This is a genomic window from Bdellovibrio bacteriovorus HD100 (assembly GCF_000196175.1).
Classification (GTDB): domain Bacteria; phylum Bdellovibrionota; class Bdellovibrionia; order Bdellovibrionales; family Bdellovibrionaceae; genus Bdellovibrio; species Bdellovibrio bacteriovorus.
Genome location: NC_005363.1, coordinates 679734 through 706327, shown reverse-complemented (window position 1 = coordinate 706327; position 26594 = coordinate 679734). Strand labels below are relative to the sequence as shown.

At 51.6% G+C, this 26594-nt stretch carries 20 protein-coding genes; 8 read left to right on the top strand and 12 right to left on the bottom strand.

Annotated elements, in window-relative coordinates; genetic code table 11:
• Positions 1–288 precede the first annotated feature (288 nt).
• From BD_RS03405 to BD_RS18145, 5 genes are all read right to left on the bottom strand, one after another.
• A complete protein-coding gene (locus BD_RS03405) occupies positions 289–1221 on the bottom strand; it encodes a diguanylate cyclase (protein WP_041583460.1) in 933 nt (310 codons plus the stop codon).
• A gap of 37 nt (positions 1222–1258) precedes the next feature.
• Positions 1259–2476 carry a glucose-6-phosphate isomerase gene (locus tag BD_RS03400; protein WP_144313924.1) on the bottom strand — a complete coding sequence of 406 codons (1218 nt, stop codon included), beginning with the start codon at positions 2474–2476 and terminating at the stop codon, positions 1259–1261.
• A 240-nt stretch (positions 2477–2716) separates the two neighbouring features.
• Complete coding sequence (locus BD_RS03395) at positions 2717–3856, bottom strand: metallophosphoesterase family protein (RefSeq protein WP_011163299.1); 1140 nt, start codon at positions 3854–3856, stop codon at positions 2717–2719.
• Between the two features lies 1 nt (position 3857).
• Positions 3858–5204 carry a hypothetical protein gene (locus BD_RS03390; RefSeq protein WP_011163298.1) on the bottom strand — a complete coding sequence of 449 codons (1347 nt, stop codon included), beginning with the start codon at positions 5202–5204 and terminating at the stop codon, positions 3858–3860.
• A gap of 64 nt (positions 5205–5268) precedes the next feature.
• Positions 5269–5421, bottom strand: coding sequence for a hypothetical protein (locus BD_RS18145; RefSeq protein ID WP_011163297.1), 153 nt, complete (start codon positions 5419–5421; stop codon positions 5269–5271).
• 277 nt (positions 5422–5698) lie between these two features.
• Here BD_RS18145 and BD_RS03385 point away from each other — a divergent pair, with 277 nt between their 5' ends.
• Together BD_RS03385 and BD_RS03380 are read left to right on the top strand one after the other, a co-directional pair.
• Positions 5699–7501 (top strand): alpha/beta hydrolase, encoded by a 1803-nt coding sequence (locus BD_RS03385; protein ID WP_011163296.1) that lies wholly within the window; start codon positions 5699–5701, stop codon positions 7499–7501.
• A 6-nt stretch (positions 7502–7507) separates the two neighbouring features.
• Positions 7508–9196 (top strand): GMC oxidoreductase, encoded by a 1689-nt coding sequence (locus tag BD_RS03380; protein WP_011163295.1) that lies wholly within the window; start codon positions 7508–7510, stop codon positions 9194–9196.
• 38 nt (positions 9197–9234) lie between these two features.
• On the opposite strand, the gene BD_RS03375 is transcribed toward BD_RS03380, so the two are convergent.
• The 3 genes from BD_RS03375 to rlmN all read right to left on the bottom strand — a co-directional run bounded on the left by BD_RS03375 (position 9235) and on the right by rlmN (position 12429).
• Positions 9235–10140 carry a hypothetical protein gene (locus tag BD_RS03375; RefSeq protein ID WP_011163294.1) on the bottom strand — a complete coding sequence of 302 codons (906 nt, stop codon included), beginning with the start codon at positions 10138–10140 and terminating at the stop codon, positions 9235–9237.
• Between the two features lie 170 nt (positions 10141–10310).
• Positions 10311–11219 carry a PfkB family carbohydrate kinase gene (locus tag BD_RS03370; RefSeq protein ID WP_011163293.1) on the bottom strand — a complete coding sequence of 303 codons (909 nt, stop codon included), beginning with the start codon at positions 11217–11219 and terminating at the stop codon, positions 10311–10313.
• A 10-nt stretch (positions 11220–11229) separates the two neighbouring features.
• Entirely contained in the window at positions 11230–12429 is a 1200-nt protein-coding gene (rlmN, locus tag BD_RS03365) for a 23S rRNA (adenine(2503)-C(2))-methyltransferase RlmN (RefSeq protein ID WP_011163292.1), read from the bottom strand.
• 319 nt (positions 12430–12748) lie between these two features.
• Here rlmN and BD_RS03360 point away from each other — a divergent pair, with 319 nt between their 5' ends.
• The 4 genes from BD_RS03360 to BD_RS03345 all read left to right on the top strand — a co-directional run bounded on the left by BD_RS03360 (position 12749) and on the right by BD_RS03345 (position 15900).
• Positions 12749–13900: an MFS transporter gene (locus tag BD_RS03360; RefSeq protein ID WP_144313922.1), complete on the top strand. Its 1152-nt coding sequence runs from the start codon at positions 12749–12751 to the stop codon at positions 13898–13900.
• On the top strand, positions 13891–14691 hold the full coding sequence (locus BD_RS03355; protein ID WP_011163290.1) for a hypothetical protein: 801 nt from the start codon (positions 13891–13893) through the stop codon (positions 14689–14691). The genes BD_RS03360 and BD_RS03355 overlap by 10 nt, the downstream gene beginning before the upstream one ends.
• 130 nt (positions 14692–14821) lie before the next feature.
• Positions 14822–15160, top strand: coding sequence for a KH domain-containing protein (locus tag BD_RS03350; protein WP_011163289.1), 339 nt, complete (start codon positions 14822–14824; stop codon positions 15158–15160).
• Positions 15161–15168: 8 nt separating this feature from the next.
• Entirely contained in the window at positions 15169–15900 is a 732-nt protein-coding gene (locus tag BD_RS03345; RefSeq protein WP_011163288.1) for a substrate-binding periplasmic protein, read from the top strand.
• 4 nt (positions 15901–15904) lie between these two features.
• Here the strand turns inward: BD_RS03345 and BD_RS03340 are convergent, their stop codons facing one another.
• The 3 genes from BD_RS03340 to BD_RS03330 are packed head-to-tail and all read right to left on the bottom strand — an operon-like array spanning position 15905 to position 24129.
• Complete coding sequence (locus BD_RS03340; protein ID WP_041583458.1) at positions 15905–17983, bottom strand: NHL repeat-containing protein; 2079 nt, start codon at positions 17981–17983, stop codon at positions 15905–15907.
• A 22-nt stretch (positions 17984–18005) separates the two neighbouring features.
• On the bottom strand, positions 18006–23885 hold the full coding sequence (locus tag BD_RS03335; RefSeq protein ID WP_011163286.1) for a beta strand repeat-containing protein: 5880 nt from the start codon (positions 23883–23885) through the stop codon (positions 18006–18008).
• The gene (locus BD_RS03330) at positions 23878–24129 is read right to left on the bottom strand and encodes a hypothetical protein (protein ID WP_011163285.1); all 252 of its coding nucleotides are present in this window, start codon (positions 24127–24129) and stop codon (positions 23878–23880) included. The genes BD_RS03335 and BD_RS03330 overlap by 8 nt, the downstream gene beginning before the upstream one ends.
• A 286-nt stretch (positions 24130–24415) precedes the next feature.
• Between BD_RS03330 and BD_RS03325 the strand changes: the two genes are divergently transcribed.
• Positions 24416–25132 (top strand): TIGR02147 family protein, encoded by a 717-nt coding sequence (locus tag BD_RS03325; protein WP_015089873.1) that lies wholly within the window; start codon positions 24416–24418, stop codon positions 25130–25132.
• Positions 25129–25974, top strand: a complete 846-nt coding sequence (locus BD_RS03320) for a hypothetical protein (protein ID WP_011163283.1) — start codon at positions 25129–25131, stop codon at positions 25972–25974. The genes BD_RS03325 and BD_RS03320 overlap by 4 nt, the downstream gene beginning before the upstream one ends.
• A 27-nt stretch (positions 25975–26001) precedes the next feature.
• Here the strand turns inward: BD_RS03320 and BD_RS03315 are convergent, their stop codons facing one another.
• Positions 26002–26481 (bottom strand): FKBP-type peptidyl-prolyl cis-trans isomerase, encoded by a 480-nt coding sequence (locus BD_RS03315; protein WP_011163282.1) that lies wholly within the window; start codon positions 26479–26481, stop codon positions 26002–26004.
• Positions 26482–26594: the final 113 nt, after the last annotated feature.

Sequence of the window (26594 nt, the reverse complement as noted above, 5' to 3'; positions counted from 1 at the left end):
CAAAGTGGCCCTAAATATATGAAACAACTTAGGAATTACGCATTCTGTTATGACACACATAATCATTTCTTATGGATCAAAACCTGTACTAAGTTTTAAGCAGAGCTGACGGAAGGCAGCAGTTTTATGTCTATATATAGAGGGACTGTAAAGTTGGCCAAAGCGGCCCTAGACCAAGGTAATATGAAAAAAAGCCGCAACTTTTTAGGCTGCGGCTTTAAGAATCCCAGGTTTGGAGTGTCTTCAGTAAAGTCTTGTAAGAAGCCAACCCCGGGATAAAAACTAAAATTAAGCGACGATGGTCGTACGGTTACGGCCACCTTGTTTGGACTGGTACAGCGCCTTGTCGGCACGGTCGTACACTTGAGTCCATTCGGTTTCATTTGGAAGCTTGGTGGCAACACCCACGGAGATGGTCACCGGGATCTTCTTGCCTTCAAATGTAAAGTCATGGGCTTCAATCGTCTGACGAATACGCTCGCCCACTTCGCCAGCTGTTTTGCTTGGTGAACCGGAAAGCAGCAGCACAAACTCTTCACCACCGTAACGGGCAAAGAAGTCGTTGGAGCGGATCAGCTTGGTGATCACGATACGGCACAGTTCTTTCAGAACATAGTCACCGCCCGGATGCCCGTAGCTGTCATTGATCTTTTTAAAGTGATCGATATCGAAAGTCACAAGACTGAAGGGCTCGTTCAGAACTTCAGCGCGTTTCATCGCCTCAGGTCCCTTGTCCAAAAGCGCACCCTTAGAATGAGCACCCGTCAACGCATCCTTCTGCGCACGATCGTACATCGCCGCATTGGTCATGGCTTCAATGCTGCCTTTTTCAAGGAACTTGAAGATCACGTTGCCGGTTTTGATCTGGTCATTGTTTTTCAAAAGGCACGATGCCAGGGGTGGGATCACCTGACCATTCACGATGGTTTTATTGGTGGAACCCAAATCGATCACGGACACTTCACTGCCATTGACAGCGAACTTTGCGTGAGAGCGGCTCAAACTTTTATCATCAATGTAGACTTGGCTTTCCACAGAGCGGCCGATGACGATATCACTGGCCGTGATAGGATATTGTTTACCGACGTAGCCCGGAGGGCCGATCAAAACAACAATTGCCGGCGGAACATCATCCGCCTCTTTAAGACGACCCTTGAAAGTGTCGCTGGCAACAATACTGGTTTTTTCTAAGTTGTCTGAGTTGTCATCGTTGTGAGCCATAGGGAAAAGTATAAAACTTCCCCCCGTCACCTGACAATCAAGCTTTCTTCAATTTCTCTTTCGCTAGTCTCTTGCCCAGCTCGACACCCGGCTGATTGAAGGCGTCGATTTCCAGGTAATCTCCAAGCCCCGCAACCACAAGTTGCCAGAACATGAACATGTAACCCAAAGAGTGCTCATCTAGGACTTTAGTCTTAAGAGTCATCGTGGAAACACCACTCTGATTCAAAGCCTCCTGCGTGGCCAAACCTTCTGCCCGCAGCAGTTCACCCATCGTGCGACCTTCAAGGTCCTGAGTTTCTTTGAACTGAGCCTTCTTGATGCGCAAAGAACCCGCCTCGGATTCTTCCACACGCTGGAACACAACGAACTTGTCTTTGGTTCCTTCCATCACCTGCTGCAAAATCGAATGTTGATCCGAAGCCCCAACAGCAGACATCGGCGTGCTCACACGCGGAGCCGGTTTCCCCGCACGAGTTTCAGGTTTCCCCAAAGACTCCGCCCACAGCTGCTGATACCAAGCCCCGAAAGACTTCATACGAGAATTGTAAATCCAAAGCAGAGTGATCCATTCTTCCCGCTGATAACTTTGCGCCACTTGCGCCATCGTCTGAGTCACAACCGCCGTGTCATTCAAGGCACGCATCGCCCCGACACGGAACTTTTCAAGATCCAACCCCAGGAACGCCGCCGGCATCATCCCCACCGGAGAAAGCACCGAGAAGCGCCCCCCAACATCCAAAGGAATTTCACAAGTAGGAATAGAATGCTTGCGAGCCCAAGCCATCAAACTGCTGTCTTTGGTTTCAGAAATAACCACACTGTGCTTGGGAAGATTCAGTTTTTCTTCCGTGTAAATCTGATCCACAAGCTCCAAAGCACACAAAGATTCAATCGTAGTTCCACTCTTGGAAATAAAGACCCAAGCAACCTCTTTAAGGTCCCCCAGCTCTTCAATCAAAGTCTCAAATTCCAGAGCATCCACATTGTCGACAAAGAACATATTGCGAGCACAGAAAACTTCCGCAATGACACGAGTCCCCAGCGAACTTCCACCCAAACCAACAATAACAATCTTCTTAAATTTCTCCGCCAGTTCAGTCCCAACTTTATAAGACTGCTGCCACAAAGAAACACGCTCCATCACCTGCGGAAAGCCAATCTCTTTACGTTGCAAAAACAACTTCAAAGACTCCTGACACTTCACCAAAACAGATTCATCAATTTTATGAAACGAATGCGAAATCTCCAACATAACGTGCATCTCTTTCTAAAAAGTTAGTCCCAACCCAGCGACGCTCCCAAAGGGAGCCAGCACTCCCCATCCCCGCGGCGCCCGAAGGGCCAGCCAGAAAACTACCGGGATTTAAAGGGTGATCAAAACGGTCCAGCCGCAAGGCGGAGGACAGCCCTCGCAGCGCAGGCGTGCTCCAAGCACGTCGAAGCGAGAAGGCTGTCCGACAACGCAGTCGGATGGGCCGTTTTCATCGCCCGCCTAGGAAATAGCTACGTCTTCTTCGATTTTGTGGTAACCCTTCCACTCCTTCAACCTACCTCGCGGCCGGCCTCCGTCTTCAGGGTATTCGATAAGAACATAGGTTAGTTTCGTGATCTTTCCCAAGGACACAATATCCAAAGAAGTGATCTCAGTCCATGTTCCCGTATTGAAATATTCTTTATTCTCGGACCACTGGCGATACTGATAAACATGGGTGTGGCCAAAGATCACCGTGTGCACGCGGTCATCCCCCAGGATTTTACGCGCTGATTCACTCAAATCCGGGAAGATCGCGCTTTCGGCAATCACCTGGATAATTCGTTTCAAAGGCCAATGACGGCGCGGATCCTTGACCAGGATGCTTTTCAGGAAATACCCCATGGCCATAAAGAAGGCGCGAACCATTGTTCCGGTTTCGTTCAGGAAAGCCCAGCGGACCATTTTGCCGAAAGGACGGATCTTGTCGACATGGGGGTAGTGTTGTTTGATTTTCAACACGACTTCCAGGAAGAAATGGGATCCAAACGGCAGATTCAGGATCGGCTCCACCAGATCCTTTTTTAGGAAGAACTTTTTGGGGTCCATACGATTGGCGGCCTCATGCATATGGCCGTGTTCGATGTGAACTCCATCAAAGAAGTAAACGATGTTTTTAAAACGAATCGGCGTGCCGATGACCTGATTCAGGTAGGCGCGACAGGCGGGCCACAGCATCCCCTGATCATGGTTACCGACGATGTAGGTGATGGTGTTGCCGGGTTTTGCGGCGAATTCAGCCAAAGCTGTGAAGACGGCCTTGTGCCCGTTCACGCAGTCTTTCAAAATCTCCAAAGTCACGGATTCAGTGATCACGGACAGGAAGTGGCCTTTGTAATCACACTGCAGGAAGTTCAGGAAGTCCCCGTTGATGATCAGTTCGACTTCATAGTCGCGATAGACACCGGTGGAATAGAAGTGGATGAACTCCACAAGCTTTTCCCCGTAATAGAATTCTTCAAGCGAATTGATTCCGCCTTTTTCCAACAGGCGGCCCTTCCCCAAATGGAGATCACTGACGATGATCTTGATCTTTTTTACGGGAGCAGGTTTCGCGACGGCGGTGCCCTCGCTACTTTCTACCTGGGAAGCGGACTCCATACTACTCAGCTTTCTTCAACGGAACGAGATTCTCTTCTTTCGCCTCCAGGTTCGTCAAAGCCAAACGCAGTGCGCGCTCGGTTCGTTTGACTTGATCCTGATTGGCCTCGATCGTCTTGTTAAGCTCAAGACATTTCTTACGGTAATTATCGAGTTCCTGAGAGAGCTGATCAATCTTTCTTTTTTGTTCTAAAATATACTCATCTTTGGACCGAACAAGGGCGGACTTTTCCGCACGGAGCAATTCCAGGCGGTTTTCCAATTCCCGTTCGCGGACGCGAATCTTTTTGAAGTCCGATTTAAGTCTAGTTTCAAGTTCTTCAACCTTGATGCGCGCCTTGGCAACCTCGTTCTCTTTGTACTGAAGGTTCCCTTTCAGGATCAGGATCTCGCTTTGCGCGGATTCCTGCATTTCGGTTTTCTCTTTTTCAATTTCAGAAATACGGACGGTCAGGTCATCAGTGCGGGAACGGATGATTTCACCGGCAGAAGCCAGCTCTTCATTTTCACCACGCAGATGTTCCACTTCGCGCTCAAGTTCCAGGATGCGCTGTTGCGCCAGCTTCAGGTTTTCGGCCTGAGCCAGGCTGGCATCCACGGACGTCATCACATTGGCGGCCCCACGGCTGCCACGGAAGTTTCCGACACTGACTTTAACATCCACTTCGGGCTGGGCTTTGCGCGAACCCACACGGGCATTGGCAAAACCTTCGACTGCAACGGTTTTATCCGCATCAGTGCCACCCACAGCAGAGCTGGTGGCGTTGAAGTCCTGTTGAATGGAAACAGTTTTGTCTTCACCGGCAGGTTGCGAGCTGAACACCGGACGAGTGGAATCATCATCCATCGCCGACACTGGCATCGCATCCAGGTCATCCGCTGATTGATAGCCAGCATCCGCGGAAGGACCGTCGTAACGCTGCTCTTCACCCACGGAAGGGCCCATCATGAAACGCTCGGAAGGTGGCAGGTCGCCGAAGCCCTCGGGCATTTCAAAATCGTCGGAATCGGATGACTCCACTTCAGGAATCTCCGGTGTGTTGTAAGAACCGTCGTAAGAGCTTTCATTGGACTCGGCGGAATAGTCAGCACCACCGACAAACTCTGAAGAGTCGATGTCTTTGGCAGCATCTTTCCCAAGTCCCTGTTCCAGACTGTCCCAGATGTTCCCGCCCACGGCCGTCGCATCCAGGCGATTTTCGTCTGTGGCAAGAGCAGGCAGCCCATTATATTCCTCGCCCGTATCGTTCGCACGATACGAGGACTCGGATTGAATCTCCTTGAGATCATCCATCAATGACTCAATCAGATTCTCTGCGGCTGAAGATTTCTTTTTCTTTTTGCTCATGTCTAAGGGAAATATCGGAATTTTCCGGACTTCCCTTTAAATATAAAACAAAGCCGGATCAATATCAGGATCTAGGTCCGGGGTGTTTCATTTTGAGATCATTCTTCTCTGACAGGCGACGCTTTTGCCGGTAGTCCAGAACCAGGAAGGCAAGAATAAACAAGCCAAGGGGAATGATGATCACCAAAAGATTCATAAACTTCTGAGGAAGTTCCATAGGGTCTCCTTTTGATGGCGACCCTACCATCCATAAACTTCCGCTAAAGCGCGGAACCCACCGAAACTATTCAGTTGGATTCATATTAATGACTCCTTGAAACCTTGTCCATCAAAGCCGTTCCTATGTGCTCCGATATTTGACCAGGCTTTTACGACATCTCAAAAAACAGCCCTGCGTCCGACAATTTATCGTTGCGTCCAAGAATCCTAGGCTTGAGACATATTCATGTTTTTGCGAAAACTCCGTAACATTCATATAAACAAAGGATATTTACATGAGTGCGCAAGCAACCTCTCTTGAGTTCAGCGAACGAATGGCCGGTTTTTTTGTCGCCAAAAAATTCACCCTGCTTCCCTCGACCCCCCTGGCTCAATCTGATTTTCAACAGGAATCCGCACGTTTTGACAAACTGCCCTTCGAATTCAATCTGCAGATTCATGTGCCGGATCTGGCCAAGTTTCATGCCGACAACAGCACGCCCTCTAAAGTTTCAGGCACGGTGACTGACATTCGGTTTGGGGATGAATTGCCCATACTGAAAGGTCATTTTCATCTGTTCACCCGCCCCGCCGCCAGTCCCAATATGGATACGGCCAAAGAAATGCACTACACACTTTTCTTCGAGGACCGTGAAGAGAAAAAATGGACCCTGTTTGGTTTTAAGGACGTGATCAAGGAAAACGCCACAGAGATCTGGGAGCAGACCACGACTTTGTATTTCTATTTGTGGGAAGGTCATTCCACCTATGAAAACTTTGGAGAAAAAAAGGTTCAGGGTGTGGGGGTTCTGCGCATTTCCCTGAAGGACTTTATCAAACAGATGGGAAGTTTTAAAACCAATGCTGGCACTTCTTTGGAAGATAAAGAAGCCATCTTAAAGTACTTCAAATCATTTCTGGGAAATCTGTGGGAGGTCTATGCACCCTTTGTATTTACCACCACCTCTGCGCGGTGGAATGAGCATATTTACCCGCCACACACCACTCAAGGCGTCGCTGCGGGTGAAAAGACTCTGCATCCCCTGGACACCCGCGATGGTTTAAGTATCTCGATTCAACGATTTAACTGTGGGCCGCAAAAAGATGTGGTGCTGCTTCTGCACGGACTGACGACTTCGACAGACATGTTCATCATGCCGGAACATGAAAATCTGGTGAATCACCTGCACGGGGCCGGTTACACCGATGTCTGGTCGCTGGACTGGCGTGGAAGCGGGCGTTTCAACTACAACCTGTCCCCGCACGGATACACCATTGATGACATCGCCAAATACGACATTCCCAGAGCGGTGGAGTTCATCCGCGAACAGTGTGGGAGTGACGTGCGCATCCACGTGATCGCTCACTGTGTGGGTTCCCTGGCCTTTATGGCCTCTTACGCCGCCGGATATGTGACCAATATCGCCAGCATTATTGCCAACAGTGTGTCGCTGACTCCGCAGGTGCGCTGGCAGTCGATGCTGAAGATGATGGTGGGACCGGAAATCTTTGAAACCGTCTTTGGTTATGCGTATGTCAGCCCGCGCATCCCATACATGCCTGGAAGGGCTTTTGGCAAATGGCTGTACTGGATGGAAAGATCCCTGCGCAGTGAATGCCGCGAACCGGCCTGCCATATGGTCAGCTTTATGTGGGGCTGGGGGTTCCCGGCGGTCTACAACCACCGCAATATTCATCCGGTAACACATCGTCGCCTGATGGATTTGTTTGGTGGAACGAGCTTCCACTATCACAAACACATCCGCAAAATGCTGCTGGCTCGACATTTGCTGTCGTTTGATGGACAGATCAACTATCTGGAGAAAATGAAGATGCAGGAAATGCCGCCCACCCTGCTGATTTCCGGAAGCGACAATCACATCTTCCCAGGCTCGAACAAAAAAACCTATGAGGAATTGCGATCCACGAAAAATGCCGACCGCATTCAGTACAAAGAGTTTGCCCAGTACGGGCATCAGGATGTGTTCATGGGGCAGTACTGTCACACCGAGGTCTTCCCTCAACTGGTCGATTTTTTGAATCAGCACTCTTTACAGCAGATGCCGGTGGCACAAAAGCCAAAACTGCGCGTCGCCTGAGGTCTTATGAATTTGGATTATGATTACATCGTGATCGGTTCCGGTTTTGGCGGCTCGGTCATGACCTGCCGTCTGGTTGAAAAGGGCTACAAGGTCTGTTTAATGGAACGAGGCCGTCAGTGGAAAATAGGCCAGTTCCCGCGGCGCCCTCATGATGTTCAACAACGCATGTTCTGGGACCCAGAAGACCAAAAATACGGTCTGATGGAGTTGCGGGACACCCCGGAAAGTGACGTGCTGTCACTGACAGCCAGCGGACTTGGCGGCGGCAGCCTGATTTATGCCAACGTCCTTTACCGGATGCCTGAAAGATTCTTTCAAGGGTGGCCTCAGATTTACAATCGCAAAAGTCTTGATCCATTTTACGACCGCGTTCTGCACATGATGGAAGCGAAGCCCTACCCTTATGAAACGCAGAATTATTACAAGGCGACACCCAAGACCGCACTTTTGAAAAGACTGGCAGAAGAAATGCCACCTCCGCCAGATTCAGTCGGAAAGCCCAGCTTCAATTTGCCGCCCCTGGCTGTGCGGTTTGAGGGAAGCTTCCCCGGACATCAAACCCACAACATGCATGGGGCTTTGCAGTCCAAGTGCAATAAGTGTGGCGACTGCGACATCGGCTGTAATATCAATGCCAAGAACTCTTTGGATCTGAACTATATCTTCCGGGCCCGGCATCTGAAAACGGCCGAGCATCCCGCTGATATTCGCACCCACGCGGATGTCGTGCGTATCGAGCACTGTGGTGACTACTATAAAGTGACGTATGTCATTCCGGAATTTCCACAGCAGGAAACCACCTTCACAGCGAAAAATGTGGTTCTGTCTGCCGGTTCCATTGGCTCAACATCCCTGCTGTTGAAAATGAAGAAGCAGGGGCACCTGCCGAATTTGAATATCTGGCTGGGAAAAAAGTGGAGTGGCAACGGCGATCTGCTGGGTTTGATTTTTGGATCCCGCGAAAATATTGATGCCACCAACGGCCCGGTCATAACGGGTGCCATCGAATACAATTTCAAGGACTATGAGGATGGCTATCACCATGGAATGTATCTGCAGGAGGCCGGATTCCCTGTAGGCTTTGCCTGGTATCTTTCCGGAAAAATCCCTCAACTGCCTGGCATTCGTGGACTGGGGACCTTGTTCGCTCACAGTATCAAGAAGTACATCTTCAAAATTCTGAATATCGAAAGCCGTGATCAGATCAACGTCGGAGATGAGTTCGCGCAGGCCATTGATCGCGCGGATTTCACCAAACGCTGCTTTGTGCTTTTGGGCATGGGAAGAGATAAACCCGACGGGGAAATCCGCCTGCGTTCCGACAACCAGGCCATCATCAAATGGAAGATGGACGGCAGTAAACTGCACTTTGATCGTCTGCGCACACAAATGAAGAAAATCGCCGAGCGTATTGGCGGTGTTTTTGTCGACAATCCGCTGACTCACTTGAACAAGGTCGTGGCCGTTCATCCCCTGGGCGGCTGCCCGATGGGCGAAACCCCGGACACCGGCTTCGTGAACCCGCTGGGGGAAGTGTATGGATACAAAGGTTTGTACGTGGTGGATGGTAGCATCCTGCCCACTTCGACCGGCCCGAACCCGTCCCTGACCATTGCCGCCGTCGCCGAATACATCGCGGAGCAAATCCCGGCAAAGATCACCCACAAAAGCAAAGAGACCCAGGAAGCCTAGGTCTCTTCTTTCGTTTTCAATTTTCTAACAACAGCAGACTAGTTCCAGTCGATGTAGTTGTCGACACCGCCACTATCATCAAAGTTTTCATCGGAGATAAACAGGTTAATTTCATACAATGTTTCACCCCAGTAGTTCACGCAAGAAATATGATAGTCAAAAAAGGTATCCTCAACGCGTTCATTTTTGTTGGAATTCGTCGCAACGGTGATCCCACGCCCTACCGGATCCAGGTTATTGGTTACCAAATAGTTTACCAATACACCACCATTCCCGTAGTATCGTAAGCTGTTTTCTGAACCGAGCTTATAAGCACTTTCAGAATTGATATGCGTTAAGAAATAGAGGCCACCGTTCTTTGGAAATTCAGGAACCAAAGTGGGGGCAGCGCCACCATAGCAGGACTTATCTTTCCCATCACCGCACGAAATTGCAGTATCACTGCCAGGAGGGGTGTAACCCGGTGAACCTAAAATTGGAGGCATCGCCGCCGGATCCGGCGCCACGACATCCAAATTCGATCGAACATAGTAATAAGGTCGGAATTTCAGAATGGGGCACGCCGAAGCCACGGAAGTACCCATTTTGAAATTGACGTGACTGTAGAAAAGTCGCGCTTCCGGAATTGAAAATGCACAAGTGATATTTCTTTGCGCCAAAGGTGATGCCACTGAAATATTGCACCTATCACCTCCCAAACTAGTGGAAGTCGGCCAATCCACGAAAGTTCCATCCACAGCAGACTCCCATTGCAAACCAAGACGGAAATACAGCGCCGTATCCGCCGCAACTGTTGGATCTGAGTTCACCGGGTTAGTTGGAGTTTCCGGCTCTTCAGTGCTGGGCAAATCCGTCGGGATCAATGCTTTGGGCTCTTCCGAGCAGGAAATGACCGAAGCCGCCAAAAACAAGAACGCTAAAAGTAAATATATAGCTGTTTTCATACTCTACGCATCGGAATCGCAGATCTTCCCAAAAGAGGACTAAACAACAATTGTTTGCTTCTTGTCTAAAAACCGGACTTTCAATAACAAACATTTTTCAATTTATCTTCAAATCACAAGACATCTTAACAAAGAAAAAAGCCTCCAGAGTGGAGGCCTTTGACAGGAATTTAAACAGTGATGACTTTCTTGTACTCAGTCAGGCGTTTTTCAAGATCGCCCAAAGTCACTTTCGCCAGAGCTTTCACAGAGAAATCCTGGATTGTGTGGGAGGCCATCATGGATCCCATGATGCAGGCTTGCTTCAGGTTCGCAATCGTCGGAACTTCCTTCTGCGCAGCCAGGTAACCGAAGAAACCGCCAGCAAACGTGTCACCCGCACCGGTTGGATCGACAACAGTCGGAATCGGCATGGCTGGCAGGATGAAGTAACCTTCGTCCTTGGTGTACATTGCAAAGCCGTACTCACCGCGTTTGATCACAACGGCCTTAGGGCCCATGGCCGTGATCAAAGGCGCCGCCGAGATCGCATTGGCTGCGCCCGTCAGCATCTTCGCTTCCCCTTCATTGATCAGAACCAGATCCACCTTTTTCAGGACATCAATCAGCTTGTCCTTTTTGATGGAGATCCAGAAGTTCATGGTGTCCATGCCAACAAACTTAGGGGATTTCACCTGCTCCAGTACCTGCAATTGCAGTTCAGGGGCGATATTTGCCAGGAACACGAAAGAGGAATCTTTGAAATGCTCTGGCAACTGCGGATTGAAGTCCGCAAACACGTTCAGATCGGTTTTTAAAGTTTTAGCTTCATTCAGGTCACCTTCATAGGAACCCGCCCAGTGGAATGTCTTACCCGGAACTTTGGAAAGACCCGCCAGATCCACACCCCGATTGTTCAGAAGATCATAGTCCTTCTGGTCATAGTCCTCACCAACAACACCGACAACACGCACTTTGGAGAACAAAGACGCTGCCAAAGAGAAGTAGTTCGCGGAACCACCCAAAGCGCGGTCCACTTTACCGGATGGAGTTTCAATGGAATCGTAAGCCAGACTGCCGACAACAAGAATTTCAGACATAATGTTACCTCTAGTGTTGATTGTTTTGTTCTGCTTCTTGCGCAGCCAAAAGTTCACGTTTGTATTTAGGAAGACCCGCCAGACGAGAGTTGGAAATATCCATCGTCTGAGGACGCTCTTTCACCGTGGTCAACTGACCGCAAGCCGCGAAGATGTCACGACCCATGGAACGACGAAGAAGAACGTGTGCGCCCAGGTTCATCAATTCCGTATGGAATGCCTGGATTGTGTCGTCATCAGGACGCTCGTAACCAGAACCCGGGTGTTCGTTGAACGGGATGATATTGATTTTGCATGGAACGTCTTTTACCAGTTTCACCAGCTGACGGGCGTGCTCCAACTGATCGGTGATCCCTTTCAGCAACACGTACTCGAAAGTGATCTTGTCTTTGGAAACACGGTAGTGCTCTTTACAAGCTTCCAGCAACGCCTTGGTATCCCAGCGTTTATTGATCGGCATCACCTGAGAACGGATTTCATCGTTAGGACCGTTCAGGCTGACTGCCAGACGCACTTTCGCATCAGCCACACGCCACATTTCCGGCACGATACCGGAAGTGGAGACCGTGATCTTCTTGCGGGACAGGTTGATACCCCACGGAGAATGAATCACGTCGATGGTTTTGAAGACTGCTTCCGGATTGTCCAGCGGCTCGCCCATACCCATGAATACGATATTGGTGATGCGCTGACCTTCAGCCAGACGATCATGAACCTGCATGAACTGACCCACGATGTCTTCTGTGCGCAAACGGCGTTTCAGTTTTTGTTTGCCAGTGAAGCAGAATTTGCAGGCCATGTTACAGCCCACTTCAGAGGAAATACACAAAGTCAGGCGGTCTTCGGAAGGAATCACCACCGCTTCAACGGACATACCGTCTTTCATGTCGAACAGGAACTTCTGGGTGCCATCGACAGACTTCAAATGCTGAAGAACCGGCGGCAGATCGAAAGAAAGCATGGAGGGAAGATCCTGACGGAATTCCTTGGACAGATTGGTCATCTGTTCCGGATCCGTCACACGCTGCTCATAAACCCATTTGAAAATCTGCTGGGCACGGAACTGCTCTTTGCCTTTGCTTTTGATATAGGCTTTCAGATCTTCCAGTGTCAGGGAGTAGAAATTGACAGGTTGATTTTCAAGGGGTTTGGCGACGTTGTCGTCAGAATAATTAACGGGCGCAAGAGTGCTGCCGGCGTTTGCTTCCATCTTCGGGCTCCTTGGCTTTTTACAGCCGTGCTTGTTACAGCTGGGACCTTACCTTCACTAAGGCTGATCCCGTTGGTTAAAGGATTATGTGTGCGGGGTTTGTAGCACAAGCACCCCCCTTTTCCTAGGGATTTCATATAATTGGGGGCCCATTCGGGGGTCTTCAGAGTCTTTTTCAGGAATTCTTACACTCTCTGCCCAGTCAGTGACCACCCTCGTCTGTGTTTAAACCGGGTTTTCCAGACACAGGGCCTTGGAAAGAATCCAGCCTCCCCAGTCCCTCCTTCTTTTTTTCCTACGGCGCCCTTATAGTGGGCGCATGATTTGGCCCTTTATTTTCCTGTCTTATGCAAGTTTGTTTGTTTTCGGCCTGACCGACAACATTCGTGGGCCGCTCTTTCCCGAAATTCTGCGCCAATTTGGAGTCAGCGATGGCACGGGCTCGCTGATGTTTGCCTTTTCCAATATCTCAGGTCTGATTTCCAGTTATGCCTGCCGCTATCTTTTGCGCCGCTATGACCGCCTGACTGTTTTGCAGGCCGGGACGGTGGGACTGATTGTCTCTTTGCTGGGGCTGGCGGTGTCCCCGGTCTTCCCGATGTTTTTGATCTTCAGTTTTGGCTTTGGCTTCAGCATGGGAATTCTGGGCTTGGTACCCAATGTGCTGGTCCCCATGGGCTCAAGCCCCGAGCGCAAACAACAAATGCTGGCCGGACTGCACACCATGTATGGCCTGGCCAGTTTGCTGGCGCCACTTCTTGCCGCCTCCGTCGAGTATCTGACTGGCAGCTGGCGCTGGACGTTCGCCATTGCCACCGCAGGGCCGTTGAGTCTTTTCATTTACACTCTTCATCCCAGCCACAAGTCGCTGCACACCCGTTCGACCGTTACGGATGATCAACACCGCGCCAATAAAAAGAAGAACCTGAAGCCACAGTTGTTCCTGGCAATCATGCTGAGCTTTGCTGTCGCCGCCGAAATCATGGTGTCTTCCCGCCTGGCGCTTTACATGCAAAGAACCTGGAACTTTTCAATGGAGTCCTCCAGCATTTATGTGACCTACTTCTTTGTTTGCATGATGCTGGGTCGATTGGCGTTTGCTGTCATTCATTTCAAACAAAGTGCAAAGTTTCTTCTGTCGGCTTCTTTGGTGGCAAGTTTGATTGTCTTGCTGGCAGGCATTTACGTGCACCCTCTGTTCCTGGCGGGTACCGGTTTGGCTATAGCCCCGTTTTACCCTTTGGCTATTTCATGGATTTCCTCTGAGTTCCCCGAAGACCTGGATACGGCCGTCACTTATATGATGACGACAGACTCTCTGATGCTGATTGTAATGCACGTTGCGATTGGCAAACTGACAGACTTGATCGGGATTCAAAATGCGATTCTGGCGGGCTCGTTGTTCCTGGTGGGTTCCTTTATGATGGTAAACAGTTATGCGTGGCTGTTTAAGAGGTCCAAATGCGTATAAGTATTCTTTTCGTTTTACTTCTCAGCTTCAATCCGGCCTTTGCAGGGCTTGAGCTTCCGCATGAAAGCCAGCTGGCCTCTTTGATGCTGAATCAAAACGACGATGAACTTTACTTGCGCGGGGTGATTCCCCATTCGCGTTCCAGCTCCTTGTGCGGTCCCGCAAGTGCGATCAACTGGTTGCAGCTTGAAAACAAGTCCCTGTCCAAATCCCAGCAGGTTGACCTGCTGGCCCAGGCCGCAAGTGTGAGTCTTGCCCAGGGCACCGATGTGAATCAGGGGCTGATCGAACCACAGCTGGTGCAGTACTTGAAGAATCTGGATCAACTGACCGGACGAAACAACCACTACGGTGGAAAAGGCCGTCACTTTGGCGGAACTGAACTGACAGTTTCTGATCTGCTGTCTTCCGAACCACAGATTCTGCTGCTGCGCTATGATTCCCGTCCACGCCCGGCGCAACCACCGATAGGACGCGGCCGCAGCCCGCGCATTGGCGGTGATCGAGATGGCGGTCGTGATATGGGAATTCCTATCTTGGATGAAAACGAAATCCGCGGATTCCACTTTGTCCTGAAGGTCGCCGCAGACTCGGCGTCTCAAGAAATACTATTCATCGATCCCGAAAATCCAGGACGTTATTCCCGCGCCCGTCTAGAAATTCGCAACAATCCCCGCAATCAGAAACCGGAAGTGCGTTTGCTGCCGCACTCAGCGAAGGATCTGGTCAGCTTCTCTGGCGGTGGGATGCTGATCTGGACGGCGCTTTCAGCGATTGAGAAAAACCCTTAACAGCCACGTCGGGGCTAATCCAAAAGCCTCAGTTTGTGGCCTGCAATGGTCCCGTTTTGGCAGTTTCAATTATCACTGCTTCCGCAAACCCGCATAATCTGAGTGAAGCAACTGTTATTGCGGGAGTCCTATGAGTTTGCCTAAGGTAATTACAAGATCTGCCTCGTCGTCTGAATCCAGCGTAGACACGCCCCTCTGCCCAATGAAGTTGAATGAAGAGCGGGAAAACGGGCGCAAACTGATTTTGGGGTTACTGACGGAGCTGGTCAGTGACAGTTCAAGCCTGTCCATCAATGTCGAGGTCGGTGAACGCACCACAGTTTATCACGTCGGCTGCAAAAAAGAATGCATTGGACAAATTTTGGGATCCAAAGGAAGGAATATCGGCGCCATCCGAACCCTTATTTCTTCCATTTCAGCTCGGAAAGGATTCCGCGCAATAGTTGAAGTTCCTTATTTTAGTGACTAAGATAGGGAGTGCAATTCCGGGAAACACTTCTTCTTATTTCAGTCTCTCTCTTTTGTCTGCCGACACTGGCCTCGTCGCCTTTAACAACTGTGATAGGCGAAAATATGTCGGCCCCCTGGTACTTTGCGGATTCCGGGACGTCTCCAAAGGGGATCACCGCTGACTATGTGCGCGCCCTCGCGAACGAACTGGGCCGCAAAATTGACATTCTTGTTCTGCCCAAATTCCGCATTCGCGAGTATTCGCAAAAAAACAAAATTGATCTGAACTGCTATACATCCCGCGAATGGGCCCAGGTCCGCGAGGCTGACGTTTTTTGGTCGGAGCCTCTTTTCACTTCAAAGAATTTGATTGTTTCTAACACCGCTGCCGTAAAATCGCTGGATCAACTGAAAAAACAGCGGATCGGCACGGTCTTGAAATACCGATACCCAGCCCTGCAAGACAGTTTCAGTGCAGGGACATTCCTACGGGATGATTCCCCTAATGAAGATGCCAATCTGCAAAAGCTGGATGCTTCGCGCTTTAACTATGCGGTGGTTGAAGAGATACATTTGGCTTATTATCTTAAGCGCCACAAAAGTTCAAAGATCCAAAGACGTGGACTTGTCATCGAGGAAATCCCTGTGCGCTGCTGGCTGCGCCGCGACTCTCCTCTGAAGATTTCTGAACTGAATCGTGCGATTGCCCAGATGAAGACCAACGGCACGATGGAGAAGATTTTTAAAAAATACAGATAGTCCACTAAGGACGCGGGACCCATTTCACGATATTCTCGCCAACAAAAATAATTCTTCGCCCTGACACACAAATACTGAAAGCGCTGCCAATCTCAGACTGCTTAACTCCATTTGAAAGGGACCCCGTATAACCGGGACTTGTACTAAGCACCCCGGCAATCGTGGTGACGACCGCACCTGAGGTGATCTTGCGAATTGTGGCTTCTCCCCACTCGGCAACATAGAGATTCCCTGAAGAATCCGTCGCGACAAAATGCGGTTGAGAAAAGCGGGCATTGCTTCCCATGCCGTCATCATTTCCGCCCTGACCGGCAGCCCCGGCGAAAGTGGTCACGACTCCGGCGACGGTGATTTTACGAATGACGTTATTGTCAGTGTCCGCCACAAAAATATTCCCCGACGGAGTGACGGTGATGCCCGCCACGCGGGAAAAGGTCGCGCCAGTTCCGGTTCCATCATCACTTCCCTGAATGCCCACTTGCCCTGCCAAAGTTGTCACGACACCAGCCAAGGTCACTTTTCTGACTGTGTAATTTCCGGAATCAGAAACATAAAGACTTCCAGCCCCATCGCTGGCGATGCCGGCGACTCCGCCAAAACGAGCCGATGTCCCCGTCCCATCGGCGGAACCGGAGTTGTCGTAGTCCCCCGCCAACGATGTCACCACGCCACCCGGGGTGAGCTTTCTGATTCGATACTCATCGGCTACGTAGATATTGCCGTCCTCCGCCACCGTCAGCTTCGTGGGGTACGAGAAGCGGGCCGCCGCCCCGGTTCCATCCGCAGACCCAATCTGACCAGGACTTCCGGCTATCGTAGTTACATTCCCAGAGGGTGTGATTTTTCGAATCGTTCTATTCATTGTATCAGCAACATAGAGATTGCCGGCTGGATCGGCCGCAACTCCTTCGGGGCTATGGAAGGAAGCCGCAGTCCCCGTCCCATCCGCCGACCCATCACTGTCCCCAGCCAATGATCCTGCCACCAGGGTAACAACTCGCGCAGGTGTGACCTTGCGAATCGACGCATTGTCAGAATCGGTGACAAACAAATTCCCGGACGCATCAATACCTACACCCGCCGGCCCGGCAAATCGCGCCGCGGTCCCTGTGCCATCCACCGCACCATAATCACCATAGGATCCTGCAAAGTTACTGACCACGGCCGAGGATGTCACTTTTCTAATTGCTGAATTACTGTAGTCCGCCACATACAGGTTGTCAGAACTGTCGATGGTGATTCCGACGGGCCAACTAAACCGGGCTGCGGTGCCGGTTCCGTCCACTGCACCCGTGGTATAGGCCTGTCCCGCAAAGGTCGTCACAACCCCGGCCGGTGTGATTTTACGAATCGTACTGCAGCTTGAACACACTACAAAAAGATTCCCCGCCGAGTCTCCCACAATACCGGTGGGGTAATTAAAATGTGCGGCAGCACCCGTTCCGTCAGTACAACCATAGGTGCCGTCACCGGCAAAAGTCGTCACAACCCCGGCTGGCGTCATTTTGCGGATCATGTTGTTATTTTTATCAGTGATATAAAAGTTGCCATCTGCAGCCAAGGTGATGTCTTCGGGATTGTTGAATCTTGCCGCAGATCCGGTTCCATCAGCCGTGCCGGCGTTCCCGGGTGACCCCGCCACCGTCGTCACGACAGCTGCCGGAGTGATTTTGCGAATGGTGTGGTTGTTTCCTTCCGTAACAAAAAGATTTCCACTGCCATCGATGGTGATCCCTGTCGGGTAGTCAAACCGGGCACTGTCACCCGTTCCATCCGCATGGTCGAAAACACCAAATTTCCCGGCAAAGGTTGAAACAACGCCATTGGAAATCTTGCGAATGACAGAGGCGTTGCTGTCCACGATAAAGATATCTCCAGCCGCATTGACAACCGCATCACGAGGTTCCCTGAATCGAGCGATGCTCAGCGGTCCATTGATCATCGCCGAGGCATCGAACTGACCAGCCAGGAGCTGCAACCCCACATGTCTTTTCTGCCAGAAACCACCACCGAATCCGAGAGCGTTCATTGACAGCAGCAACGAAGAAACAAGAGCTGCGAATGTCGTAACTTTTTTTAGCATTCTCCCCCCCGGATCCTGCCACTTAGTTAAAGCCTTCAACCCACGAAACATAGACAACTGTTCCCACCTTCATAAAGGAATAGATCACATGCCCCACACCCGGTGTGGCATTGGCGGGCTGGTAACGGAACGTCGAACCTGAATTCGTGAAACTGCAGGCACCCGTGTGTGTGTTATTTTGTACGGCGATGGTGTACGTCGCACCTTCCGCCATGTTCACCAGATCCCACGAAGTTCCAGAACAGCCCGTCGAAGTGTGCTGGAAATTTCCGAGTGAAAGATCGAAGCTCGTCGGGCTTAAGTCATTCACCTGAGCCGAAGCGATCGTTCCATTGACCTTCAGTTTGACGTCCGGATCACCAGCCACGCCAATTCCGACATTCCCCGATGAATAAGCCGTAAGAACTTTGGTGTTATTGGTAAACAAAGCCACTTGCCTTACTCCATTAGAACCAAGAACAACAGTATTGGAAACACCGCTGGCACTGCTGTTCCCCCAGCCCACGAAACCTTCCGGCCCACCACTGCTATTAAAGAATTCGACTGAGCTTACTCCGCTGCCGCTATTGTTCTGAACACTGATCGACCCCTGCCCCGAAGAGTTGTTCGTTACGGTCAAATTGCGATCCGCAACTGTGGTGCCGATGGCCACCTTGCCCGCGTTATAGTAGATGTCGGAACCCGAGACTCCCCACTGGCTGGTGGGAATGTTCGTGTTACAAATGATCGAACTGGTCCCATCCGAAGTACACATCTTGTTCGCCGTGATCCCCGAGACACCAATCAGCGGCACATTTCCAGAGACTGCCCCCGTGTCTCTTGTACCGGCAGATCCGATGCCCAAACTTGTCCGGGCCGATCCCGCACTGGTGGCGCCGGTACCGCCGTTGGCAATGGACAAAGTCCCCGTCACATCTGACGACAAAGCCACCAGTGCGTTCACCCAGGCTGAACCATTGTGCCGAATATGTTGCCCCGCCAACGGGGACGTGATCGTGGCCGACAACTTGCCGTTGAAGGTGTCATACTCAGACTTGCTGATCAGACCGGCGGTCACTGAAGCTGCCGACGCCATCGGAATATTCAAAGTATGCGTGCTGGTCGCTGAACTGAATGCCGGAGAATTGCCGCTGGTGCCAATCGCAAAGGTCTGCGTCGCCGCTGTCAATCCACCCAAGGAGGTGATACCGCCAGCCGCCGGCGTTGTCCAAGACAGTGTCCCTGAGCCATTCGTCGTCAGGACTTGGTTGTTTGTGCCATCAGCTCCTGGAAGCGTGTAAGTGATATTATTCCCGGAAGCTGGCGCTCTGAAACCCGAATAGCCTGATGTTGTTCCGGAGGTTCTGATTTCGCCTTTCACATCCAGAGCCGAGCCCGGAGCCACCGTGCCAATACCGACGTTCCCGGCGTAATCAATTCTCATACGTTCCAAGGCCGTGGAGCTTCCCACGGGGCCGGTGTAGAAAATCATATTTGTTGGCGTGTTGGTGGCGGTGAAGTTTTGATGAGCCGTGACGTTGATACCCGCCGCCGGTCGGAAGCCAGTAGCATAGCCCGAATACCAAAGTCTTCCGATGATCGTTCCTGCCGTTGTTGCTGTCGGGGAAGCTTTGGTGCCACCCGCATTTTGAATCCACAGCCCCACGGCCCCCGCGCCACCATAGTCTGTGATCTGCATCTTGGTGGAATATCCGGAAAAGTTATCCGGGCTTTCAACACTCAGGCTTACGTTGTCATCGGAAGTCCCCGAAACGGTCATCCCAGTAGCACCGAGCCTCATTCTTTCAACACCCGCCGTAGCTAAACCAAGCGTGTCGGCCGCCGCACCGAACATACCGGTGTTGGTGTCACCAACCAGAGCGTAACCCGGAGCCGCGGCGGTTCCCGCAACCGCTTTCAAGGTGCCGGTCATATTCACTGTACCGTCAGCTTTGAAATCGCCCGCACCAGCACTGGGCGTGTACCAGCTTAAATTCCCCGAAGCATCGGACTGCAGGGACTGCCCCGCTGTCGGCACCGCCGCTGGCCAGGTCAGATTGTAACTGGCGGCCAAAGCCGTCGGTGCTTTTAAATATACTTTCTCTGGCCCCGATGAGTCTTTGAAGTAAATCCCTTTGGTCGCATCAAAGGTCAAATCCCCGGTCATAGTGTCTCCAGCGTCATTCACCGGAGTGTACCCCAAGGCCGTCGTCACATTTCCTGAAGTGATATTCGCCCCAGGCGCCTGGCAGGCAAAGCCAGTTGCTGTCCAAGTCGGAACATGGCTCGTGGTCGCACAGGCGAAGTTGTAGAACTTGCCAGTGCTGTCTTTCATGGCAAACGAAGTCGTTGCGGTGTTCACTCCCGTGAAATCCAGATCCGCGCCGACAATCGTGCCATTGGCAATCTTGGCCGACGTCACCGCATTTGCCGCAATTGTCGCTGCTACTGACCCGGGACCTGTGGCCGTGACGTCACCGGTCAGGGCTGTCACATAATTTCCTGCAGCCTGTTTGGCGGCGAAGGAATCGTATTCTGCTTTGGATATCAAACCCGCCGTCACTGACGCCGTTGCCGCCATTGGAATATTCAATGTGTGTGTGCTGGTCGCTGAACTAAATGCCGGCGCATTTCCACTGGTGCCGATCGCAAAAGTCTGTGTCCCTGCTGTCAATCCGCCCAGGGACGTGATTCCGCCAGCTGCGGGGCTGGTCCACGACAGCGTGCCGGAACCATTGGTGGTCAAAACCTGGTTATTGGTGCCGTCAGCGCCGGGAAGAGTATAAGTGATATTATTTCCGGATGCGGGAGCTCTAAAGCCCGTATAGCCGGAAGTTGTTCCTGATGTTCTGATCTCACCTTTCACTTCCAAGGCAGAACCCGGAGTTAAGGTGCCGATACCGACATTTCCAGAAGGCAAAAGCACCATCCGGTCTACGTTGGGCGACCAGCCATTACTTAGGGTGATATTTCCGGCGTTAGCATGAAGTCTTAAACCACCAGAATTGACTGTATCAGAATACAGCATCAATGAATCGGCCCACGCCGGATGATTGCTATACCCATCAGACAAAGCTGTCAGTCCTCCTGTGGCCCCATCACCCTCAATGAAAAGACCGCTTTCAGTGTCCCCACCCGAAACTGTATCTTTAACAACAAGAAACGAACTGGGCCCCTGCACCGTCATCCCGGAGCCATCAAGCCTCATCCTCTCAACACCGGCAGTGGAAAATCCTAGAGCATCCGCCGCCGCACCGAACATGCCCGTGTTGGTGTCTCCAACAAAAGTGTAGCCTGGAGCTGCCGCCGAGCCGACCACGGCCTTTAACGGCCCCGTCATGTTCACCGTGCCGTCTGCTTTAAAGTCCCCCGAAGCCGCCGCCTGACAGACAAAGCCCGCCACGGTCCACGTTGGAACGTGGCCAGTCGTCGCGCACGCGAAATTAAAGAACTTGCCGGTGCCGTCTTTCATTGCAAACGAAGTCGTCGCCGTGTTGACTCCGGTAAAGTCCATATCCGCACCAACTATAGTGCCATTGGCGATCTTCGCCGAAGTCACCGCGTCTGCGGCGATTGTTGCCGCCGCAGAACCAGGTCCCGCCGCCGTCACATCCCCGGTCAACGCGGTCACGTAATTTCCTGCGGCCTGCTTTGATGCAAAGGCATCGTAGTCTGTTTTGCTTAAAAGACCCGCGGTCACACTCGCGGCAGAAGCCATCGGGATATTCAAGGTGTGCGTGTCTGAAGCCGAACTCCACGCGGGTGAATTTCCAGACGTGCCGATAGCCAAAGACTGGGAATTCCCCGACTGGCCACCAAAGGAAGAGATACCGGAACCGGCAATGCCCAGCGCTTGGGCCGCTGACCCATTCCAGATTTTCACTTGATTGGCGTCACTGTTAAACCAGGCATAACCTTTGTGGGTCGCATTCAAGGTCCCCACCAAAGTGGCTTCCTGCGCATTGGAGTAAGTTCCCAAACCCAGGACGCCAGTCATGGTGCCACCACTGCGCTGCAAAGCACCTGTGATGCGGGCATCATCCCCCGCAGCCACGCTGCCAGCGCCCGTGCCGACGTTCACACCCAAAGCTCCGGAGGAATAAGTCAACGGCCCATTCACCGTCACCGCAGAATAAGATCCCGCCCCATTGCGCTGAACAATTCCCGTGGTCACCATAGAAAGCAAATCGGTGGAGAAAATGTCGCCCCATTTAACTCCGGCAGCTTCGGCGCTGTCGGCGATCAACGCCTTGCCGTCGGAACCCACCGCCATACGCAGGTTGGCCGTTCCATCATGCACAAGCACATCCCCTTTGGTGGTTAACGGAGACAACGCACCGAAGGCCGCTGTCGCTGTGGTTTGTCCCGTACCACCTTTTGCAATCGGCACCGTATTCAGAGTGATGGCGTTATAAGTCCCGGTGACATCGCCGCCAAAGTTGGTCGCTGTTCCCAGCTTCGCCGCGAAAGCCGCATAGTCGGCGTTGCTCAGTAAACCCGCCGTCACCGAACCCGTCGCGGCCATTGGAATATTCAAAGTGTGAGTGTCAGAACCCGAAGACCAGGCAGGAGCCGTGCCCACGGTGCCGGTCGCAAACGCTTGCGCACCACCCGTCTGACCACCAATGCTGGTGATCCCGGAACCTGCAACACCCAAAGCCTGCACAGTCGTTCCATTCCAGAATTTCACCTGATGAGCTTCACTGTTGTACCAGGTGTAACCTTTGTGAGCGGCTGAAAGTCCGCCTGTCAAAGTGGCTTCTTGCGCATTCGTGTATGTTCCCAAACCCAACGCGCGCTGCGGGCTCATCAAAACATAGCCTGTTGCAGTCACGTCGTTAGAACCCATGTTCAAGGCGCCGGCCATGGTGTCGCCGTTTTTACTGACGGCATCAGTGATCCCGTACCCTGCCAAGTTCGTAGGTTTCCCCGTGGTGATCTTGGCCCAATCCAAAGCCGGGACATCCGCCGCCACCAGGGCGCCGTTGATCCATGCCCCGCTCTCAAAGCGCAGGAAGTGGCCGTCAGCCAAAGCCGTGGTATTCACCGCCGTGCCTTTGATCTTATCAACGGTGTTTGCGCCCACGGACCCACTGACGTCACCCGCCAATGTGGGTGCTGACGGCAATCCCGCCCACGTCCCATCACCACGCAGATAAGTCGTGGCATCCGCAGTCCCTGTGGGATTCATCACTGCCAAAGGTCCCAGTCCCAGGTTTGTCCGAGCACCCGCGGCGGTGCTGGCTCCGGTTCCGCCGTTAGCCACAGCCACAACTCCGGTCACATTGCCGGCGGTGGTTGCCGTGGGGGCCACGTAAGTCCCCGCCAGAATATCGGCCATCATGGTGCTGCCAAACCAGGACTCTGCCGCTGCTTGAGTCAACCCGCCTGGCGTATTCACGTTAATAAAGTCGGCACTGGCTTTGCCATTCAGAGCTTCCGCACTTCCTGCAGTTTCAGAATGCACAGCCAACGGAGCCGACCGCATATTAAAGTCAGCAGTGATACCCAGGCTGCTGACCACGACGCGCAGTTTGCGACTGTCAGTCGCCAGCGGCGTGTAATCGGTAAATCCATTTGAACACGTCAGACTGGTTTTAGGCTTGTCGTTAAAGACGTCTTTAAAGCTTAAAGTCGGCTGAGCGGTTTTACTCCCGCGCCCGACGACAAGATAAAGATAACCCTTTTCAATTTGCACACCCGAGTGCATTTCTTCCCACAGAATGCAGGAATTGCCATCGCTGCGAACACCCAGGATCTGCACCACCACATTGGAGGTCACAGTGGGAAACGCGGGACTGGAGGGATTGGAGTTGTCCTTGATCACCCCCTGAAAGGTGATCCCTTTGTTGCCATTGGTTTGTGCCAAAGCCACGGACGAAAACAACAACAGATTCAAAATCAGAATTTTGGATCTATTCATAAGCGATAACTCCTTCTACAACGTAGTTCCCGCTATTCCGTCTTTCCGTTGTTTCTGCAATTTGACCTTGAACTTGATAATGGCCTGATACGGCCAATTCTGTATTTTGATAATCTTTGTCGTGACGGACAGCTGCGGGCGCCGGCAGCACCTGCTGGTTCAAGTCACTGATGTTGGCCTCCAGCGAACATCCACTGGCAGAAAACATCAGAACTGACATTGTTAAAGTCACAACCCAAAACATCCCTGACTCCGTCGTAAAACGTACTGCATTCAAATCTATAGAAAGGTTCGGGTTTTTCTCAGTGTTGCTCTATTTCGTCGCCACATTATGTTGTAGAAATGCATTTAAAACGGAGCTGAGAACGAACTGAGAAGCCTTTCGTCCAGCCCTCAAATCCGCTCCCCAAGCGCATCGCAACGCGCAATGTGGCTCGCGTTAAAGCCACAATTACACGCTTCATTTCACTTTTTTGTTTTAAAGCGAATCATAGTCATGAATTAATTGCTCCATGACAGTCCAACAGTTTATGCAGTTACAGTTAAAAAAACGTCAGGAGAAGAATCCCAAATTCTCTCTGAGATCCTTTGCCCGCTTGCTAAAGACGGACCCCAGCTCTTTATCCAAAGTGTTAAACGGTCTGCGCATCCCTTCAGATGAAACCGTCGAAAAGTGGGTGGACTGCATGAAGCTCACGCCGGAAGAAACTGAACAGCTTAAGGGCGTCGTGAATGGCGCCAATTCGTTCAACCCGCTGAATTCAGAGTTCTTTGAATCCACTTACAGCTGGGTTCACCCGATTCTGCTGGAAACGCTGAAGTTGCCGAATGCCACCCGCAACATGTCGGCGCTGGCGGATCTTTTCGGCATGACAGAAGAACAGATCCAAAAGACCATCGAGTATCTGGAAAGTCATAAAATTCTGCACAGAAGCACTGATAACGGAAACTACCTGCCTTCAAATCTGACCACTGTCACCATTCCCTACACCACCGAACTGCGCCGGGGCCTGCAGAAAAAATATCTGGAGATGGCACAAAAAGCCCTGGAAGAAGTGCCCATGGAAAAACGCGACAACAGCACTCTGACCGTCGCCATTCATACCGACGATATTCCCGCCATTAAAGACATCATCCGCGAAGCCCGCCACCGCATTCACCGCCTGGCTGAAAAAAGAAGACATCAACTGAATGCCGTCTATAACTTCAGCAGCGCCCTGTATCCTGTTAAAGAGGAGATTCTATGAAACTGATTTTGTCTTTCCTGCTGATCGGAATGCTTTCCCCGGTGTGGGCCTCGCCGCTGAACGACGGTCAGGAAACCAACGGCGGTGACCCTTTTGTTGCAGAGTTTTTGATTGCCCTGGATTCGGCTCTGGAACGGCTGCCTTTGAATCTGCCGTTGGAAAACGGTGCTGCGATCAAACGTGAAGTTCTGGATCAGGCAAGACTGTCAGTGGTGTTTTCTTCCGTCGAGTCCCTGACACTGGATGGGCGCGAAGTCGCCGCCGTCAACCAGCCTCTGGCCATTCCTCCAAAGATCGTCATGTCGCGAACGGCCTGGAAAAAGTTGAACGAAAAACAAAGGACTTTGCTGGTCCTGCACGAACTGCTGCCAATCGTGGGAATCTTTGACGAAGACTATAGAAACTCCACCGCCCTTTGGCAGCTGCTTCAACCAGAAAATCCCATTACGGTTTCAGCCATGGAGACAGCTATTGTCCGCTGTGATCGCGAGATGATCGGGTCAGTTTCAGAATCACGCTTCAAAAGAATGATCGCCAGACCTGAAATCGACGCCCTGATCCTAAAGTCTTTGGATCATGAGTGTCCGGCCTTCATTGAAAAGATGAACGACTGGAAGATCAGCATGGATCTGTGCATTGGTTCGCTCAGTCTGACCAACTGGTTCTTAAGAAGTCACATTCGAAGTGTCCCTGCCGCTGTTGAAATCCTGAAAACGCTGCGTTCTCAAGGTGTGCCCACCTTCAAAGTCTGCGCTCACAAGGTCAACAACAGCTGCGAGCAGGTCAGGAAAATGGGCCCTCCCTACCAGACCGAATTGGGCCCAGCCATGGGCTGCGAATAAAGAAAGGGCGCACAGCGCCCTTTCTTATCAGTGAAGAGTCATGCCATCTTCCACGTCCGGCAGCGATTCACGGATTTCCTCCGGTGTCGCTTCCCGAACTTCCAAAGCTTCAATTTCGAAAATCAGATCCTGCCCGGCCAAGGGATGATTGCCATCCAGGGTGATTTGATCCGGCGACAGCTTTGTGACTCGGAATTTTTCAGCCTTATGACCTTCTCTGGCGAAGATCACACTTTCCCCAAGACGCAGCTTGCGGCCGCCCACCAGGGAATCACGGGAGATCTCTAAAACCTTGGAAGTGTCATAGTAACCGTAGGCCTCTTCGGCCCTGACAGCGATCTGTCGTTTTTCACCCTTGCGGATGTTCGTCAAACCCTTGGAAAGAGCCTGAAGCTGATCTTCGGCTCCATTCAAAGAAGTCAGCACATCACGATTGTAGGTCGAACTGATGACCTTACCCAGCTTGTTTTTAAGAACACAGTGAAACGATACAATCTGAACGTTCATAGCATGTCCTTTGTTGGCGAAACATTGTTGGGACGCAATCACCTGTGGTTCAGTATCGGTAGTTACCGGGAAACGAATATCGAGTATCAGCGTACAGAATCGAGTATCATTTT